11 protein-coding genes are annotated in these 15,872 nt (G+C 40.2%); 1 reads left to right on the forward strand and 10 read right to left on the reverse strand.

Features of this window, described 5'->3' with window-relative positions:
- Nucleotides 1-210: 210 nt before the first annotated feature.
- The 10 genes from HWQ36_RS22490 to HWQ36_RS22535 all read right to left on the reverse strand — a co-directional run bounded on the left by HWQ36_RS22490 (nucleotide 211) and on the right by HWQ36_RS22535 (nucleotide 12,270).
- Nucleotides 211-813, reverse strand: coding sequence for a hypothetical protein (locus HWQ36_RS22490; RefSeq protein WP_292706636.1), 603 nt, complete (start codon nucleotides 811-813; stop codon nucleotides 211-213).
- A 113-nt stretch (nucleotides 814-926) separates the two neighbouring features.
- A complete protein-coding gene (locus HWQ36_RS22495; protein WP_292706637.1) occupies nucleotides 927-2,534 on the reverse strand; it encodes a TrbI/VirB10 family protein in 1,608 nt (535 codons plus the stop codon).
- On the reverse strand, nucleotides 2,531-3,235 hold the full coding sequence (locus HWQ36_RS22500; protein ID WP_292706638.1) for a hypothetical protein: 705 nt from the start codon (nucleotides 3,233-3,235) through the stop codon (nucleotides 2,531-2,533). The genes HWQ36_RS22495 and HWQ36_RS22500 overlap by 4 nt, the downstream gene beginning before the upstream one ends.
- Nucleotides 3,236-3,454: 219 nt before the next feature.
- A complete protein-coding gene (locus HWQ36_RS22505; protein WP_292706639.1) occupies nucleotides 3,455-4,279 on the reverse strand; it encodes a hypothetical protein in 825 nt (274 codons plus the stop codon).
- 57 nt (nucleotides 4,280-4,336) lie between these two features.
- Entirely contained in the window at nucleotides 4,337-5,386 is a 1,050-nt protein-coding gene (locus HWQ36_RS22510) for a hypothetical protein (protein WP_292706641.1), read from the reverse strand.
- 77 nt (nucleotides 5,387-5,463) lie between these two features.
- On the reverse strand, nucleotides 5,464-6,285 hold the full coding sequence (locus tag HWQ36_RS22515; RefSeq protein ID WP_292706643.1) for a hypothetical protein: 822 nt from the start codon (nucleotides 6,283-6,285) through the stop codon (nucleotides 5,464-5,466).
- A gap of 221 nt (nucleotides 6,286-6,506) precedes the next feature.
- The gene (locus HWQ36_RS22520) at nucleotides 6,507-9,254 is read right to left on the reverse strand and encodes a hypothetical protein (protein WP_292706644.1); all 2,748 of its coding nucleotides are present in this window, start codon (nucleotides 9,252-9,254) and stop codon (nucleotides 6,507-6,509) included.
- Nucleotides 9,202-9,579 (reverse strand): hypothetical protein, encoded by a 378-nt coding sequence (locus HWQ36_RS22525; protein WP_292706646.1) that lies wholly within the window; start codon nucleotides 9,577-9,579, stop codon nucleotides 9,202-9,204. Before HWQ36_RS22525 ends, HWQ36_RS22520 begins: the two co-directional genes overlap by 53 nt.
- Before the next feature lie 14 nt (nucleotides 9,580-9,593).
- Nucleotides 9,594-10,214 (reverse strand): hypothetical protein, encoded by a 621-nt coding sequence (locus tag HWQ36_RS22530; RefSeq protein ID WP_292706648.1) that lies wholly within the window; start codon nucleotides 10,212-10,214, stop codon nucleotides 9,594-9,596.
- 802 nt (nucleotides 10,215-11,016) lie between these two features.
- Nucleotides 11,017-12,270 (reverse strand): choice-of-anchor tandem repeat GloVer-containing protein, encoded by a 1,254-nt coding sequence (locus HWQ36_RS22535; protein ID WP_292706650.1) that lies wholly within the window; start codon nucleotides 12,268-12,270, stop codon nucleotides 11,017-11,019.
- 1,312 nt (nucleotides 12,271-13,582) lie between these two features.
- Here HWQ36_RS22535 and HWQ36_RS22540 point away from each other — a divergent pair.
- A complete protein-coding gene (locus tag HWQ36_RS22540; protein WP_292706651.1) occupies nucleotides 13,583-15,037 on the forward strand; it encodes a substrate-binding domain-containing protein in 1,455 nt (484 codons plus the stop codon).
- The last annotated feature ends 835 nt before the right edge of the window (nucleotides 15,038-15,872 follow it).

Here is a 15,872-nt window from a genome sequence, read left to right on the forward strand (position 1 = left end):
TTGTGTAGCCGCGATTTCCAATCGCCCGGTGTTTCTTCCAAAAGTGGATGCTCCCAAATCCCCCCGCCTGCGGCGACCCCCTTAATAAGGGGGTAAAAGAGGGTTAAAAGCCCCACTTTCTAAGGGGGGGTTGGGGGGATCTTCAGACATATTAGAACGTTAACCGAACCGTATTGCATAAGCATCAGCGCTTTTTGTCAAGGCTAAACTTCAGTCGTTGTTGGGTGGTACTTTTGAAGTTGATTGTGGAATTTTTGCACAAGCTCCTTCTTGACCAGAAGGATCGGAAAAAATTGCTAAAGTGTGATATTCAGGGTTATTTGTTCCGTATAGCACTCGAAAAGTATATAACTTATTTCTACCTTGCGCTTCGGTAACAATTGTTAAAAGTGTATTGTTAGTAGGAGGAAGTCCAGGAATGTCCAGTTTTTTAATTCGTCTGAGTTGAATTACATTTGCTGAGGAGTTTTTACAATCTCCTGTATTAGTATTAGCTTCTTGACCAAACTGCATACATACAGGGCCATCAAAATCTAGAGTTACCTGTGATGGATCGTTTAACCAAACTTTTTTAATTACTTCTCCAGACGGAATAAAACTTAAGTTTGTTCCTTGTTGATACCAAATCTTGATTGTAGGTATTAGTCCACCTAAACCCTGCGCTTGACAGGAAAATATGGAACGGAGAACAGCATTATTAGCACCAGCACGTCCTACCAACAATAACATAGCAACCGAGAAAATTAAGGAAGCTAGAGGTAGGAAATAAGAATTATGTGAGCTATTTCCTGACAAGTTAGTATTCTTTTTCATGGTTGCAAATTAAGAGATTGATAGAACAGGTGAAAATAGGGAAGATGGCAAGAAAACTAATTATTAATTACCATTACCCAATCCAAATTTAAAATTGGTGTAAATCCTACCTCTTAAAACTGAGTTGCTTGATTAACGTATATTTCAATATTTGTGCCGGCTGGCAAAAACCAAATATTCGTTTGCTGTGACATTTGAGCGATCGCCTGTTGATTCCGTTGGGCAATTTGTGGGACTACAGAGTTCAAACCACCTTCCACAACCCCGGCTGCGATATTGCGTCTGTTCTTAGTGACAGTAGTAAGAGTTGTGCTGCTACTGGTGTTGCCGTCAACGGTAGTTTGTGAAGTAAGTGGTTGGAGTTCAGTATCACTACGATTTATTAACTCTGCTGCTTTCCCAATACCTCCCAAAACGAATAGTCCTAAATCCATTGATGCTATGGACGAACCTGTACTGGGAAATTTATTTGCAATTAAAGGTTTACCTTGGGTAGCGCGAATAATAATTGCATTGTTGGGTAAGCTTCGTTCTGTCAGGTTGCCATCATTTTGCGAGACAACTTTAACTACGTTCATCTGCAAAAGACCTTGTTCGGAGAGGGAGCTAATTTCAGTTAGGAATTCGGTATTTGCAGGTAGAGCGATCGCACCATCGGTAGATTTTAGCGGTTCTTTCAATCGGATCACAAATACGTTTTTCTGTTCACCTCCATCACCACCACCGCCTGACTTGGTAGTTTCCCCAAATATTGCCGTTGCCAACACAGCCCTTGCACTACTTCCTACTGCTACAGATTTCTGTCCCTGCAGTTGCGCTTGACTGACTTCAGGAGCAGGAGCAGGAGCAGGAGTTTGCTGTTGTGGAGTTTGCTCAGGATTGGGGGTTTGTGTTTGTTGCTGCGGCTGTGGATTGTTTGGAGGTTCAGAAGCAGCTACCGTGTTATTAGGTTGATCGGTGGCATTGACTTGACCGTAGCTACCTAACTTTGATAATTTTGCCCACTCTTCAAATGGGTTTGGTGGAGGTGGTGGAGTGATATTAACTACGGGTTGAGTGCTTGGCTTCACAACTGGTAGTTGGGCTGATGGCAAAGGTTGAGAAACAGGGATGCGGTTAACTGCGACTGGCTGAGGTGCGTAAACTATTGGTGGGGGTGTTGGGATCACTTTCTGTGTACCTCTGGAAGAAACTGACGGTTCTCGTAGGGCTACTTTAGGCGTTGATTTGGCAATTCTAAGTTGTTGTTGGGCGGCTTTTACCAACTGTGCTTGTTCAGTCAAGGCTAATTTCGTTTTCAGAGTATCTACTTCGACTGCTAGCTGTTGAGAGGCCGATTCATTAATTGGTTGCTCACGCACCGGCGGGGAAACAATATTTTTTGGCTTCTGATTGCTGCCACCCATCAACTGGGATAAAAACACACCACCCACCAAAACGATCGCTAAGGTAGCAGCCCCTACCAAGGCTAATTTTGCAAAGGGATTAGATGAGAGGGGTTGCTTAGTCTGAACTTCTTGTGGTTGAGATAGCGACTCTTGCGGCGTTGCAGAGTCTTCTGATTCTTGGTTATCGCCAGAAGAAGATTCTTCTTCAAAACCGACCAACCTTGACATCCGTGATTCCCAATCAAAAGATTCTACATCTTGTTGGCGATCGTCGGTGGTGAGAGTAAATCCATTTTGAGGAGGTGTTTGGGCAGGAATTGAGTATCGAGTCATGGTAAAGCTTGGTTGGGATTTCCAGAACAATTTTTATCTTGGATTTCACAGACATTATAAATTTCTAATCTGGCTTCACCAAGGCGGTAAGCTGCGAAGTGCGTCGGTAGTGGTGCATTTGGTAGTGAAGTTGCTGGTTCATCTATTGCTCTAACTAAAATTTGTTTATTAAACGGAACTGATTTTCCCAACCTATCATAACCGCTAAAAATTAATTGATTGGCAAACATCTCTACTTTCCAGTTTCCCTTACTGATTTCTGTAGGTTGAGAAATTTTTTGGATGACTAATACATTCTCAGTTCCTCTACTAACATTTTCAAATTGACTATCTGGATTTAAATTAATAATTTCTGACTTAAGTTTTTGTTTAAAATCATCAGCTACCAGTTGAGAGGTAATTTCCCAGACTTGTGTAGGTGGCTGTTGTTGTGACCAGTTAAGCATTAAGCTCATCGTTTCACCCACAAAGCGCCGAATAGCCTCTGGCTGTCGCTCTAAATTTGGTTGAGCGTCTACTGTGATAGTGCGACCATCAACAAGCTGTACTAAACTTTGAGGTGTAAGTTGCTTACTTAACTGTTGTAACATAGACCCATGAAATATTAGTAAAAGCAAGGTTAATACATGTAAACCAAATGTTCCTACTGCCAACAGTGGTAATGGGCTATTTCTCTTATTTTCTGGTTTGAGTAATTGCATTAATAATTGATTATATAAATTGAACTATGGGAGCATCCCAATTTTGCTAAAAGGCACAGGACTGGCACAAAAACCCTGTACAAACATCTTTCCTTTGCGTTCTTTGCGTCCTTGGCGGTTCGTTATTTCATTCCTAGTCTAATTCCAAATACCCTATAAAAATACACTTGCACATTTGGGATGCTCCCTTGAACTATGAGTTGGTGAATTAAAAATCTCTTATTTTATAAAGCTATCAGAGGTTTGTCCAGCCCCGCATTGCTTTAACTTATCTTCGTTAAGGTTGTTGTAGCCATCTAGCAAACATAAATTACGAACTTCATAAATTTCTAGTTTATCAGTGCGGACACTATAAATTGCTTTTTGCAAGTCTGTGCCATTGTCGGCTTGGGGATTACCAAAATAATCTACTGCACGCACAAGGAAATCTTTGTTAAAAGGAGTTACGAGTTTTTCACCACCAACTCGGTTTTTTTGAATTAAGTCGGCTACCATCCCCACTCGCCACTTACCTGGTGCAATTTGTTTTGGTGGATAAACCCGCTTAATAACTAATTGTGATGTCATAACTTGGTTAGGATTTTCAGAGAAAACTTCTGGCGGGGTCATTTCTGCAACTGTGCTTAAGAAACCTTTACGAAAGTCTTCTGATAAGGCAAAACTAGCTATCCAACTGCTGGTACTAATTTTTTGGCTACTCCCTTGGGGTGTTCTAATTAGAATTCCTAAATCTGATTTAGGATTTGCAACTTCTTCGATAGTTTGTGGTGGTAAGGCTCCAGACCAGGTAAACATTGATATCATCGTTTTGCTGATGAATCGGCGGATTGCTTCTGGTTCTCTTGCTAAATCATCAATATTGCCTACTGGTTTCCCATCTATTAATTGCACAAAGTTGGGAGGTTTTCTCAGACTGAGTTGGCGAATATTTAGCCCTTGGAATATGAATAACAGTAAAACTAATACATGTAAACTGAAGGAAGCGATCGCAAAAATTGTCAAAACACTTCCAGTTCTTTGTCTTTTTTCTAGTAGACGCACCATTTATTCATCTCCTCCTGCAAAAAACTTCAGCTATTGTATATGATGATTTGCATTATCTTATATCCTCTCCTTCACTAAAGAAGCCGTATTGCTGATAGCACTGAAGACTGCAAAACCGCCAGCCGCAGCCACAAGTAACGATAAAAGTGGTGCTAAAATTCCTAGAAAAATAATGAACCACATTAAATCTGGATCAACATTAGCATCTTGACCTGGCCCATTGACAATAACTGCGGCAGTCAGCACAGCAATTATATTGAATGAAATCTTGGCGATTCCAATAGATAAAAATCCAGTCAGCCATGCAAAGATTGGTTTCCCCGCTACAGGTAGTAAAGACCCACCTACAGCTATTGGCCCTAAAGCTGCTATCAGCAACATCGTCGCTTCTATCAAATTCTGAAAGGCATATTGTAAGGAAACTAAAAAGTTTTTGATGCTCGTTTGGACTGTAGAACCTAACAAAGAATTAAATGAGGTTTCTGATACAATGCCAGTGCCATATCTAATATTATCTACCTTAGTTTGTAATCTAATTATCCAATTTTTATTTCCGTATATATCTCTATATTTTTGCCAGAGAATATTGACTTTTTCGGCAGCTTTGACAAAGCATTGACTTTGTTGTTCGCCAGTCAGTGATTGACAAGGACGCAGCAAAGAGCCAGCTACTTCTTCCGCAACACTCATATTCAGTGCTTGCTGGTACATTTTGTCTGCATCTGCTGATACCACTACTTGCTGATTCACAGTGTTTAGAAAATTCCGCACTCCTAGTGTCAGATTAGAAAGGATACTTCCATTGGCTGAATTACTTAATAGGATCACCACAATAAAAGGCCAAATTAAAGCTGATATGGGACGGGTATATTCGTATGATAGTAAGTCTTTGAGGAATTGTATCATGAAAAACAACAGGGTTCCTACCGCAAAAAAAATACCCAGATTTGTCAGCGCTCCATACAAATTATTACTGCTGTTATTTTGTAATAAATCTAGCCATTGCTTATCCCAACCTTCGGCAATACTTTGAGAAGTTGCGGCACCATTATCGAGAATCTCATCAATGCCTACTTGGGCAAAAATTTGTTGAATAGCAAATTGCATGTTAGTTAACTAACTGTCTTTAAAAAACAAAAGTATTTTCCAGAGTCAGAAGAATTGAGATTTATCAATTTTAAATCTTAATTATTAAGTTTCCTGCCAAACAAATCTAGTTGAGAAGTCGCCCGCAAAAGTCGCGCGGCTTCTGTAGATGTTTCTACTCTCCGAGCGCGATTTGCTTCTTCTGCTTGTTGAGAAATGTTTGCCAAATTTAAGTTAGAGTATTGCAAAGACTGATTGTTTTGTAATGATTGAGAAAATGTTTCAGCTACAATTTTTACTTGTTCCTGTTGAATTTTTAGAATTTGCACTTGACTCAAACCTAGCAATTCTGCCAAACTTGAAAGAGCTTTTGTTTCAGGAGTTGCATTAGTTGCACCAGCAAAGCCTTTAATTGTACTAAGCAATGTATTATTACTTGCATTTGTTTCGTCGGCAATTTTTGCAATATCTTGTAGACTTCTCTCTGTACTTTCTAACTTTGATTTTGTCCGAATTTGTCCCTTTTCACCAAGAATACCTACCGCTACTCCACGGGTAATTACACGGTTTAGTTCATTACTAATTAAATTTCCCTGCACTGCTGAATTGTTCTCAAAGCGACCCGCTCTTGAGTCGGAATTAGAAGAGTAGAGAATCAAATTATCACGAACTCTTTGTCCAGCGAGAACAGGGTTAGGTATATTCAATTCTCCCTTGGAATTACTCAGAGCATTTTGACTCTGTACTTCTACAGGCTTTAAGTTATCGCTCAGATTATATTGAAGATAGTTTTGCAAATCTGTGGAATATGATTGAAAATCAGTCCAAACCTGTCCTAATGCGCCCGTCTGAATTTGTGCCATTGCTGGTAGGATTGTCAAAGATAGCAACGTCAAAGTAAAAATGGTAGTTTTTCTCATATTTCTGTACCTGAAAAAGGTAGACTATATTATGTAGTAAGCCAAACAATTTTGGATTTTGGATTCGTTTTTTGATTTTGAGCAAGACCGCTACGGCTGCTAATAAAATCTAAAATCCCCAAGCTGCAACCCAAGAGTGGGTGCAGTCAATCTAAAATCTAAAATCTAAAATCTAAAATCTAAAATTGTTAGATTTACTGTTAACTGCTTACATTACCCGATTAACTACTACGTAAAGTAGCCACTAACTGACGTGCAAAGGCAGAAATTGCTTCATATTTATTGCTGTGGAGTTGCATCATTTTACTCCGGGCGGTTTGTTCAGAGGGGTTATTAGCAACTGCTGCCAATTGTTCATAACCTGGATAATAACGACAGAATGTATAAATACCGTTATCATCTAACAGCCATTGGCTATAAACACCTTCTTTACGAGGGAAAAAGCTTTCTGAAGCATTACGAGAAATAATGTTGCGGGGATATTTTAAGATATCTGCAAAACTATCCACTGCAACTGGTTGAATCCGTCCAATCAATCGTGTTGTCAGGTTTTGCAAAATTTTAGATGCAGCTTTAGATTTTGCAATGGTATCAGGATCTTGTCCTGATAAGATGACTCTGATACCGGCTTTAGCACCGTTCGCACAAATTCTGCCAACTAAATCAGAGATTTGCTCGAATTCAAATAAAATTGGTGCTTCGTCAATAAAGAATATAGAAGCTGGGCTACTTAAGGCGCGTCGTAATGCTGCTGAATAGGCACTCAAGGATAGTACGGCTGCATCTTCACTATCTGATAAGTTTCTGAGAGCAAAAACTAACAGTTGTGCATCAGTAGGAAAGCTAGATGGTGCAGAAATAGCTTGTCCCACCCGACTAGAGAGCCAAAACCGCAAGCGTAGCTGAATTTGACTGAGAGCGTCTTCTACTCTGCCAGTTAAAGAACTTAGCTGTAAGTATTCTGGTGAGCAGAAAAAGAGAAAATCTTTCAAGGTAGGGGTTTTCTGCCAAGCAAGAGTGCCAAATCCCCCTGCCATCGCCTGTCGATATCGCTCTTTGATGCCCTCATCTGCAAAGAAGGCTTCTAAAGCTAGGTTGAGCAGCGATCGCACTGTTTGCGATAAAATTTGACTTTCAGTGGACGATCCTAAAACCATTGTCATTAAAGCTGATTCTAGGAAGGCGGTATAATCGTTGAAGCGATCGCGCTGTTGTTCTGGTTCTAGCGATCGTAAATCTGGCTGTTCAAATAAGTTATTCGATTGTTTGGAAATATCAAAATAGGCTCCATTCCCCTCCATAAACTCTGTATAGTCGGTGAAAGTTGATGTGCCATCAGGTTTAGGGAAATCTAATGCCACTACAGGAATGCCGTGTGCCAAAGCCTGAGTTAAAATCCCTGATACCAATACCGATTTACCAGCACGAGTTGTCGCAAACAAAGCTAAATTTTTGTGTTGATTAAACAAATCTAAATGTACGGGGGTTCCGCCTTCTTCGGCAATCAACTCAAAGCCTTCTTTATCACCCCGTTTAGTTATAACCAAAGGCATTAATCCGGGAACTTCACTGGTTAAATATAGCTGACGACGGTTAAAGGGGGTTGCCAACAAACCCTCCCAAACTATCGGTAGAGTTTGCAGCCAAATTTTCCAGGCATATTCAGTTTCCCTAATTACCCTTGCTGGACGTTGAAAACAGTTTTCAATATACCTTGTTGCCTCATCTAATTTTTCGACAGTGGGACGATGTACCAAAATAGCGATACTCGTATAAATCGGGACTGCACCTTCAAATAATTGTTCTTGCGCCGCTACCGATTTCTTCAACTTCAATTGAGCGTTGACATCAATGGTTTTACTTTTTTCTTGAGCCATGATTGTTGTCATGTTTGACTGCTTCAGCACTCGTTGCAGAGTGGTTTTCACCATTGCGGGATTGGCGGCAGTCAACTCACAAAAAATCTCTGTATCTACTACTCTTTCTCTGGCCAACAATTCCCATAAATAGCGCAGTTGGGCAGATTTATTTGGCCAACCTCCGGGTTTTTCGAGAAATGACAGTGCGCCAATATAACGATTGTTAACATTAACCCAACGGCGATCGGCACAAGGTACGCTAGACTCCATCAGCAAAGTTGTGCCGTGGATATTGTCTATCAGCAATTTAGTACTAGCTAAATCTGAATTAACTTGCTCGTGCAGTCCTTGTTCATCTAATGTCATCAACTGAGGAATCTCTATGGCCTCTGTATCATTAAATCTTTTCCAGACTTCTTTCCAGAGTTCATCAGCTGTCAAAGGTTTGACATCCAATCCCATTTGGTTAGATAAAATTTGTTCCCAACGCAGAAAACCCTGCTTGTAAGCATTTGTGATTAGAGTTTCGAGGCGCTGATTTTCTACTTCTGAGAGTTCACCTTTGAATTTCAACCACCATGATTCAGCTTTGACTAAAAGCTTCTCTATCCAATCATCTGCATGTTGCGAGTTAGATTCAATGGTGTAAGTAACATAAATCCGCAAAAATTTTGGCTTGCGAACACCAGAAACAGTCAGTTCTTTGACTCTGGCTCTTTCTGCCATCAACAAGTATTTGATATCTCGTGATGGCGCATTTCTGATTAGTGTTGCTAATTCTTTTTGGCGCTCTTTGTCGGAACTAAAAGATCCTAAATGCAGTGTCATTCTTTCACCGCTAGGGATATCTTTTAATCCAGCTTCAATGTTATTAAAAAGTGTATCGATTTGTTCGGGTCTTAAGGTAGTATGAATTCCCTTACAGTCAAAACCAAAAACAAAGCAAAACCGATCTTTTTGAGTGCCTTTTGTCAAAAGGTACGCGCCAATATCGCGTCCATTCATAGCGACACGTAACATTGTCGCCAAGTGTAAGGCATCTTCAAATGGTGTTAATCTACTTTCGTTTCCGGCTATGCCGACGCTTTGTTTTCCGATTTTTTGCTTCATGGTTAACTTCCAGTAAGCTTTGATAACGAGCAAAGCCTCTTGTCCAGGCGGGAACGCCAATAAATTTACTTAAAAAACTCCAACTCCTACCACCAGTTAAAATCCACCAGGTTCCTATTCCCCAACCAGTCATTAGTACTGTCCACAACCATTTTTGAAACTCTTCTTGGAAAAGACCCCCAAAAATTCCATTGATGATAAAGTAGGAGGCTAAGGCAATTGCCGTCCAAGGAAGAATTTGATCGGCAGGGATTGGCCCTAGAGAAGGTTGGCTTCCCAGAACCTGATTAACTGGACGAAATTCTTGTTCCCGCTCTTGAGACATTTGAAATATCTGAATTATTTACTGCTATCGCCAATTACAAAGCGTGTGAGTACATCAGCAATAGTAACAGCAACAACGACTAATAGGGGAGTTCTGGCAATGCTTTGCCAATCTTCATCTTTACGCACTGCGTTGATCACACCAACCAGAGAGATTGCAATATAGAGTAAGTAAATCGCCCGCAACACATTAAATATCAAACTTACAGCTGTGTTGCTACCACCACTATTTGTTGTTGAACTATCGCTTAAGGTTTTTTTGAAAAACTTTTCAGCCTCCCCAAAAAACTGTGCTTGTGCGGGGGCTGCAAAACAGTCTAACCAATAAAAACTCAGGATGACGGCTGCTGCTAGAATTTGCAATAATATTAGCGATCGCCTGGGTAAATGAAACTGCTGCCCAATTTGCTGGGTAATGACTGCAATTAAACTACCAACTAGTAAACAAAAAAGCAGGATAGGACTTTTTAGGCTGATAACGCTTACAAGTACAGCACAAGCAATCAAAAAAGGTATAGATTCAATCAGAATGAATAAACTGGATTCAAGTCCCAGTCTTAACTTATGAGATCCTTTGACAGCGCTACCAGTTAAAGCTTTGAAAAAGTTTCTCTTGTGAGAACTTTGTCTAGACATTATGCTAATTTTCCTATGGTGTACTATGAGTGTTGGTTGTTTCAAATTTTACAAGCATTACGATTTTACACGATCTAACATTTATTTATCCTCAAATTATAAAGTTATAGCTAGCAAAGTCCTATACTATACACAAATTTGTATTAAGTTAAGTTAACAAAACATTAATACTTATTTAATTAAGTAGGCATGATTTGAGAAACTAGGTTTCAAGCCTTTGGGATTTCCAAGAAATAAATTATCCAATCTTGTAGGGCGGGCATCTTGCTCACCCCCTAATAAATAGTTGGATATTTTTTTGTTTGGAAGTCCCTTTAAGTAGAACTACCACAGTCTTCTTAAAGTTTTTCCATGCTATCAATTATGAGTTTGGGGAATCCATTGGAAATGCGAGACAATGCTTGGTAGCATACCGCTCTTTAATCACTATCGCTAGAGTAAAATCTGAATTCCTTGTCCAGACCGAGTTTTGAGCGCTGAGTTTCATTTAGGATTTCTATGAGTATGCATACAGGCACAACAGCGAGCCAGCGCTCAGAACTGTTTTAAAGCGATACCTACATGGTAAGCTCCGCAAACACAACGAGGTTATTTAAGGAACAAAATCCCCTCCAGAAAGAAATTAGGAGGGGTTGATGCTGAATGAAATTATTGCTATCTACGCTATTCACTGGACTTCTTGCAGAAGTCAGTGAAAGAGAAAAGTTTAGCCTTTTTTCATCTCTTGCAACTCCATAAGCTGCGCTCACAAGGAGCAATGAAAATTTCTATTCCCTATTTTCAAGTCAGATTATACTTGAGTCTACGGTGTAAATTTAAACACAGTTCCTCGACCAGAAGCGCCACCAGCAGAGGCAGTACCATAATAATCAGTACCGACCGGAATTAGCGTGGACTCTGGCGTTGCTCCATTAGTATTAGTACCTGCTGTACCACTGGTGGCATTAAAACTAATTAACTGGGTAATAGTTGAAGTAGTTCCAACATTCAGCCGATAGACAACTCCTTTATTATTTGCCCCGCCAGTAGAAGTTGTGCCATAGAAAATACCACTGCTTGCTCCTGGTGTAAGCGCAGCTTTTGGGTTAGCCCCATTAGTGCCATTAAAGCTGGCAACTAAAACGGGCGCACCGATAGGAGTGGTGGCTGTTCCAATCGGAACCCTGAATATAGCCCCTACATTACTTGCTCCACCTAACCTAGTAGTGCCGTAGAGGAATCCACTAGACACAATTAATCCAGACTCTGGACTTGCCCCATTAGCGCCAGTAAAGCTAGAAAAGCTATATCTAGTAGCAATCGGATTAGTAGGAGTGTACTTGAATACAACTCCCTTATTACTCGCTCCACCTAAAGAGGCGGTGCCGTAGTAGCTTCCATTGGTAGTCACCAATTGCAATCTTGCTAATGGTGTTGCTCCGTTAGTACCAGTGAAGCTGATTACAGTGGTGACTGGACTGCCACCGAGTGGAACATTGAATATTGTTCCTTTATTACTGGCTCCACCTGCCGAGGTTGTCCCCCACAAAACATTACCAGTGCTGTCTGGAATCAGTCGGCCTGCTGGGTTAGCTCCATTAGCGGTGCCAGTAAAATTCACAAGAGTTGTCAGGCCCGTAAAAGCTGGTGATGCCAAGCGAAACAATGTGCCAAGGTTACTTGTGCCACCTGTGAAGGTCAGCCCATATAAATTTCCATTGCTTGCCTGGAATAATCTAGCAATTGGATTAGTCCCTCTATTAGGCAGGGCGGTTCCCGTAAAGTTAATCAGTGTGGTCAAAGCGCTGAAACCGGCACCACTCAATTTGAATGCAGTTCCGTTGTTAGATGAGCCACCGGCAGAAGTGGTTCCATAAAGATTGAGATCCTTACCCTGAAGTACACCAGCTCTTGGCGCAGCTCCGTTGGTGCCATTGAAATTTACAACGGTAGTTAATGAAGCAGCTTGAGCTTGTTGCAAAGGCAATACCAATGGAGAAGCCAAAAGAGCCAGGGAAGTTAAAATTGATCCCCTATTTCTGTTGGGACGTTGTTTGCACAGATTATTCTTGTTCATTTAAAACCTAGAAAAAATTTGATGAGACTGGATATAGTGGTTCAGTCAAGAACGTAAAATGACCTCGTTGATGACTTCGTTTAGTAGCATAAGTAACTTTTATTTTTTTCGATGTCGTGATCAACACAAAAAATCCGAAATTTTGGCAAGATAAGGCTCTTTTTTAGCTTCCGCGAGACTATAGTCGAAAATGGTCGGATAACAATAGTTTTACAAAAGATAGTTAATGATTACTCTAATCAGACAGACAGCCAAGTGCGATCGCACTTGGCTGTTAAATTAATCCCGTGTTGCTGAATCGAGGTATGAATCTGGATGTAGAGACGTTGCAATTTTGCCTAAATGTTCATTTGTCAATAAAAGATATGATGATTTATCCATTGACAGAAAACACCAAATACGCAGTATAGATTTTTGGTTATAATAGCTAGATTTTTCAGCTATTTTTACGCTGCCTGGGTTGGGCTATACCTACACAACTAATAAAATGCTGAAACAAGCATTTTAGTTGATACATATTCTGGTTAATTTGTAAAATGTATATAATTTATTAAAACCTCTAAAAGAGCTTAATAAGCAAAGCCATAACCTTAAGAAAAAAATTCCGATTTTACTCTGGCCAGATTAATAAAAAAGCGCTAAAAAACCACTTTTAAAACATCGGTAAATTCCCAAAATGTATTTAAGTTTTTTAATCATTCCATAATGTAATCATGACTTGAGCTTTACCTTAACACTATACTGTTAGTTTCGTTGGCAAATTTCAACAGCTATTAGCCATAGCATTTTCAAAAAACTCGTGAAATCATTACCTTCTTTACTTTGCACCTTAGCAGTAGTTTGTGCAAACTGCTGTGGCTATGCATTCAAGAAAGTGATTTTCATAATTAAGGTAAAGTTGCCATCCTAAACAAGTAAGTGGGTAAAAATAAACATGGCTTTTTAACAGGGTATAAGAGACTGAGAATGTGAATTAAGGCATGATTCATAGTAACTAGTAACCACTCCCTTATACTAAAGCTATTGAATGTTTGTTTCTACAAACTTACTTTAAGAACGTAGAGTTTTTGATTAGCATAAAATCATGTAATCGGGTGTATTGACAATAGTTAAATGCACTCAAAATACTTATGATTTTGCTTTCTATTTTCTCTACATTCTTAAATTTTTTGTGCAAACTTTTGATTTACCAATAACCTTTTTAAGGGTCAGTTATTTGTCCTTAAAGAAGGTGGTTGATAATTGGCAGTTTGACACTTGATTTAGATTTATTAGGGTTTAACCCCCTAAAATTAACTTGAAGGAGCTTGACATGGTTTTCTCTTGCGATCGTCTGAATAATTTGACAAGTTCAATTTCTGTACTTGCCATCACAATTGGTTTATTAGCAGGTCAATCTGCTAGTGATAAATCTTTAGCTCAGACTTCCACCACTCCTCCCCCAGCTGGAGTAACCTCCATAAATGGTCTAGGTGCAAGCACTGTAAATACTTTGTTTGTAGGTACTGGAGAAACAAATCCATGTCCTTTTGGTTCAAAAGGCTCATGGTTTAACGTTTTTGGCGTTGGAAATCCTCCATCTCTCAATACTGATTTAACTGCAACCACCAACAATTGCCCAGTTGGAACTTATGGCCCAGTCGTTAATAACGACACATTCAGATATGCTGCGGTTGGTAGCGGCGCAGGCATAACAGCTTTTTTCAATCAAACCGTACCACCAGCATCACCCGGCCCTACCATTTTAGCCCCAGTCTCGTTTGCAGCTACTGACGACCCTTTAACAGGAACACAAATAGAACAAACAGTTACTGCCGGTACTGGAAAGCCCAATAGCGGAAAGGCCATTCAAGTGCCTGTGGTAGGTGTCGGAATCACCTTATCTTACAACCGTACTGGTCTTACCATACCAGCAGCCGGACTTAAGTTTTCCCGAAATAGTTACTGTGGTATTTTGAAGGGCACTATCACAAATTGGAATGATTCCAGAATTAGAGCAGATAACGGCAACGCAGTCATTGCAGTCAATTTACCCATCAAAGTTGTACGTCGTAGTGACAATAGTGGTAGTACCTTTGTTTTAAGCACTCATCTTAATACTGTATGTAAGACTGCTGCGACTTCAACTATTCAAGCAGCTAATATATGGGATAAAGGAGTGGGTAGCGTAAGTACTTCAGGTACTGTACCTCCAACACCACCAGCAAACACAGTTGTTTGGCCAGCCACCTTCCTATCTGCTACAGGAGGTGGAGGTGTAGCCACTGCGATCTCAGCCAATAATGGTGCAATTGGTTATGTAGATAGTGCTACGCGTTTAGCTAAAAGTCTACCTGCTGCACTTTTACAGAACAAAGCAAATGCATACGTTGGCCCCACAACAGCTGGAATTCAAAGCGCTTTGAGTGTTGGAACCATCGTGAAATATGGTACTGCTCCCGCTAACAGGCTGATTAGAATTGATAACTTAGCCGATCCAAACACTGCAACTGCCTATCCAATTTCCGCAGCAACTTACGCGCTGTTTTATGACGTATACCAAAACAGTACCACAGGCAATTTGATCGCAACTCATATTAGAACCTTGATTAACTGGGCTTTAGCAAATCCGCCACAAACAGTTTTTCCCTCCTCCAACCCCACTCCAGATCAGATAGCTATAAATCGGGGATATGCTCCTCTTCCCAACAACATCAAAACAGTGGCTAGAACTGTTGTGAATACTTGCGTAAATACTGCTACTGGTCCTTCTCCTTGCACCCCTTAAGTTTATAAATCGGCTTAGTACTTGACCACACCAACTTTAATAGGTGAACAAGTTTGTAGTAAGGACTTTAGTCTTGTCTTAAGCACCAAAGTTCTTACTACGTAACAGCCAAAGTTGCCGTGGTGGACAACTAGCAGCCTGCCGGAAAATTCAACAGTTAATTCTGTTGGCATATCTTAACGGCCGTTAGCGGGGTTACTGAACTTAAGCAGGAATTACCCACTCAAGCCTAACTCTCCTAAAAAAGGGGGCTTTATAGTTCCCTTTTTAAGAGGTTGTTTGAAAAGTGGTCGGCTGTAATTTTAGGCACTTCTAGATCCCCCCTAATCCCCCTTAAAAAGGGGGGAACCGAAATCAAAGTCCCCCAATTTATCGGGGAGCCACTGCGGGAACAGGGGTCTCCCCCGCCGCAGGATGCGCGAAGCGCTGTAGTGAAGCAAGTGGCGGGGATTTAGGGGAATATAAAATGTTTTGCTACCGACCAAATAACTTTTCAAACGCTTCTTACAAATTATTTTTTGATAGTAAATAAACCCTTATTATATAGGCAATTCATTAATTGCCTATACAATAGGAACTGATTTGAATAATCAAGCAAAATCCCATATTTTCTAGCACTCATGTCATCAAAAACAACATTTTAAATTAATTCGCTTCACCTAAATTTTAACTAATGCTAATGTTATTTATTTAGAAATTTTACATCTACTCAATTGCTAATAATAAACATACGAGAAAATCATGGCTGATACATTATTCAACCTCTCGTCGCTTGATGGAAGCAATGGCTTTACCCTCAACGGCAATGCCAGTGACTCATCAGGCACATCAGTTA

Origin of the sequence: Nostoc sp. NMS2 (assembly GCF_017115105.1) — a bacterium.
GTDB lineage: Bacteria > Cyanobacteriota > Cyanobacteriia > Cyanobacteriales > Nostocaceae > Nostoc.

Coding starts and splice junctions, on each gene's coding strand:
- HWQ36_RS22535 (WP_292706650.1), bottom strand. CDS start 12,270: ATGAACAAGAATAATCTGTGCAAACAACGTCCCAACAGAAATAGGGGA.
- HWQ36_RS22540 (WP_292706651.1), top strand. CDS start 13,583: ATGGTTTTCTCTTGCGATCGTCTGAATAATTTGACAAGTTCAATTTCT.
- HWQ36_RS22525 (WP_292706646.1), bottom strand. CDS start 9,579: ATGTCTCAAGAGCGGGAACAAGAATTTCGTCCAGTTAATCAGGTTCTG.
- HWQ36_RS22530 (WP_292706648.1), bottom strand. CDS start 10,214: ATGTCTAGACAAAGTTCTCACAAGAGAAACTTTTTCAAAGCTTTAACT.
- HWQ36_RS22515 (WP_292706643.1), bottom strand. CDS start 6,285: ATGAGAAAAACTACCATTTTTACTTTGACGTTGCTATCTTTGACAATC.
- HWQ36_RS22490 (WP_292706636.1), bottom strand. CDS start 813: ATGAAAAAGAATACTAACTTGTCAGGAAATAGCTCACATAATTCTTAT.
- HWQ36_RS22505 (WP_292706639.1), bottom strand. CDS start 4,279: ATGGTGCGTCTACTAGAAAAAAGACAAAGAACTGGAAGTGTTTTGACA.
- HWQ36_RS22500 (WP_292706638.1), bottom strand. CDS start 3,235: ATGCAATTACTCAAACCAGAAAATAAGAGAAATAGCCCATTACCACTG.
- HWQ36_RS22510 (WP_292706641.1), bottom strand. CDS start 5,386: ATGCAATTTGCTATTCAACAAATTTTTGCCCAAGTAGGCATTGATGAG.
- HWQ36_RS22520 (WP_292706644.1), bottom strand. CDS start 9,254: ATGAAGCAAAAAATCGGAAAACAAAGCGTCGGCATAGCCGGAAACGAA.
- HWQ36_RS22495 (WP_292706637.1), bottom strand. CDS start 2,534: ATGACTCGATACTCAATTCCTGCCCAAACACCTCCTCAAAATGGATTT.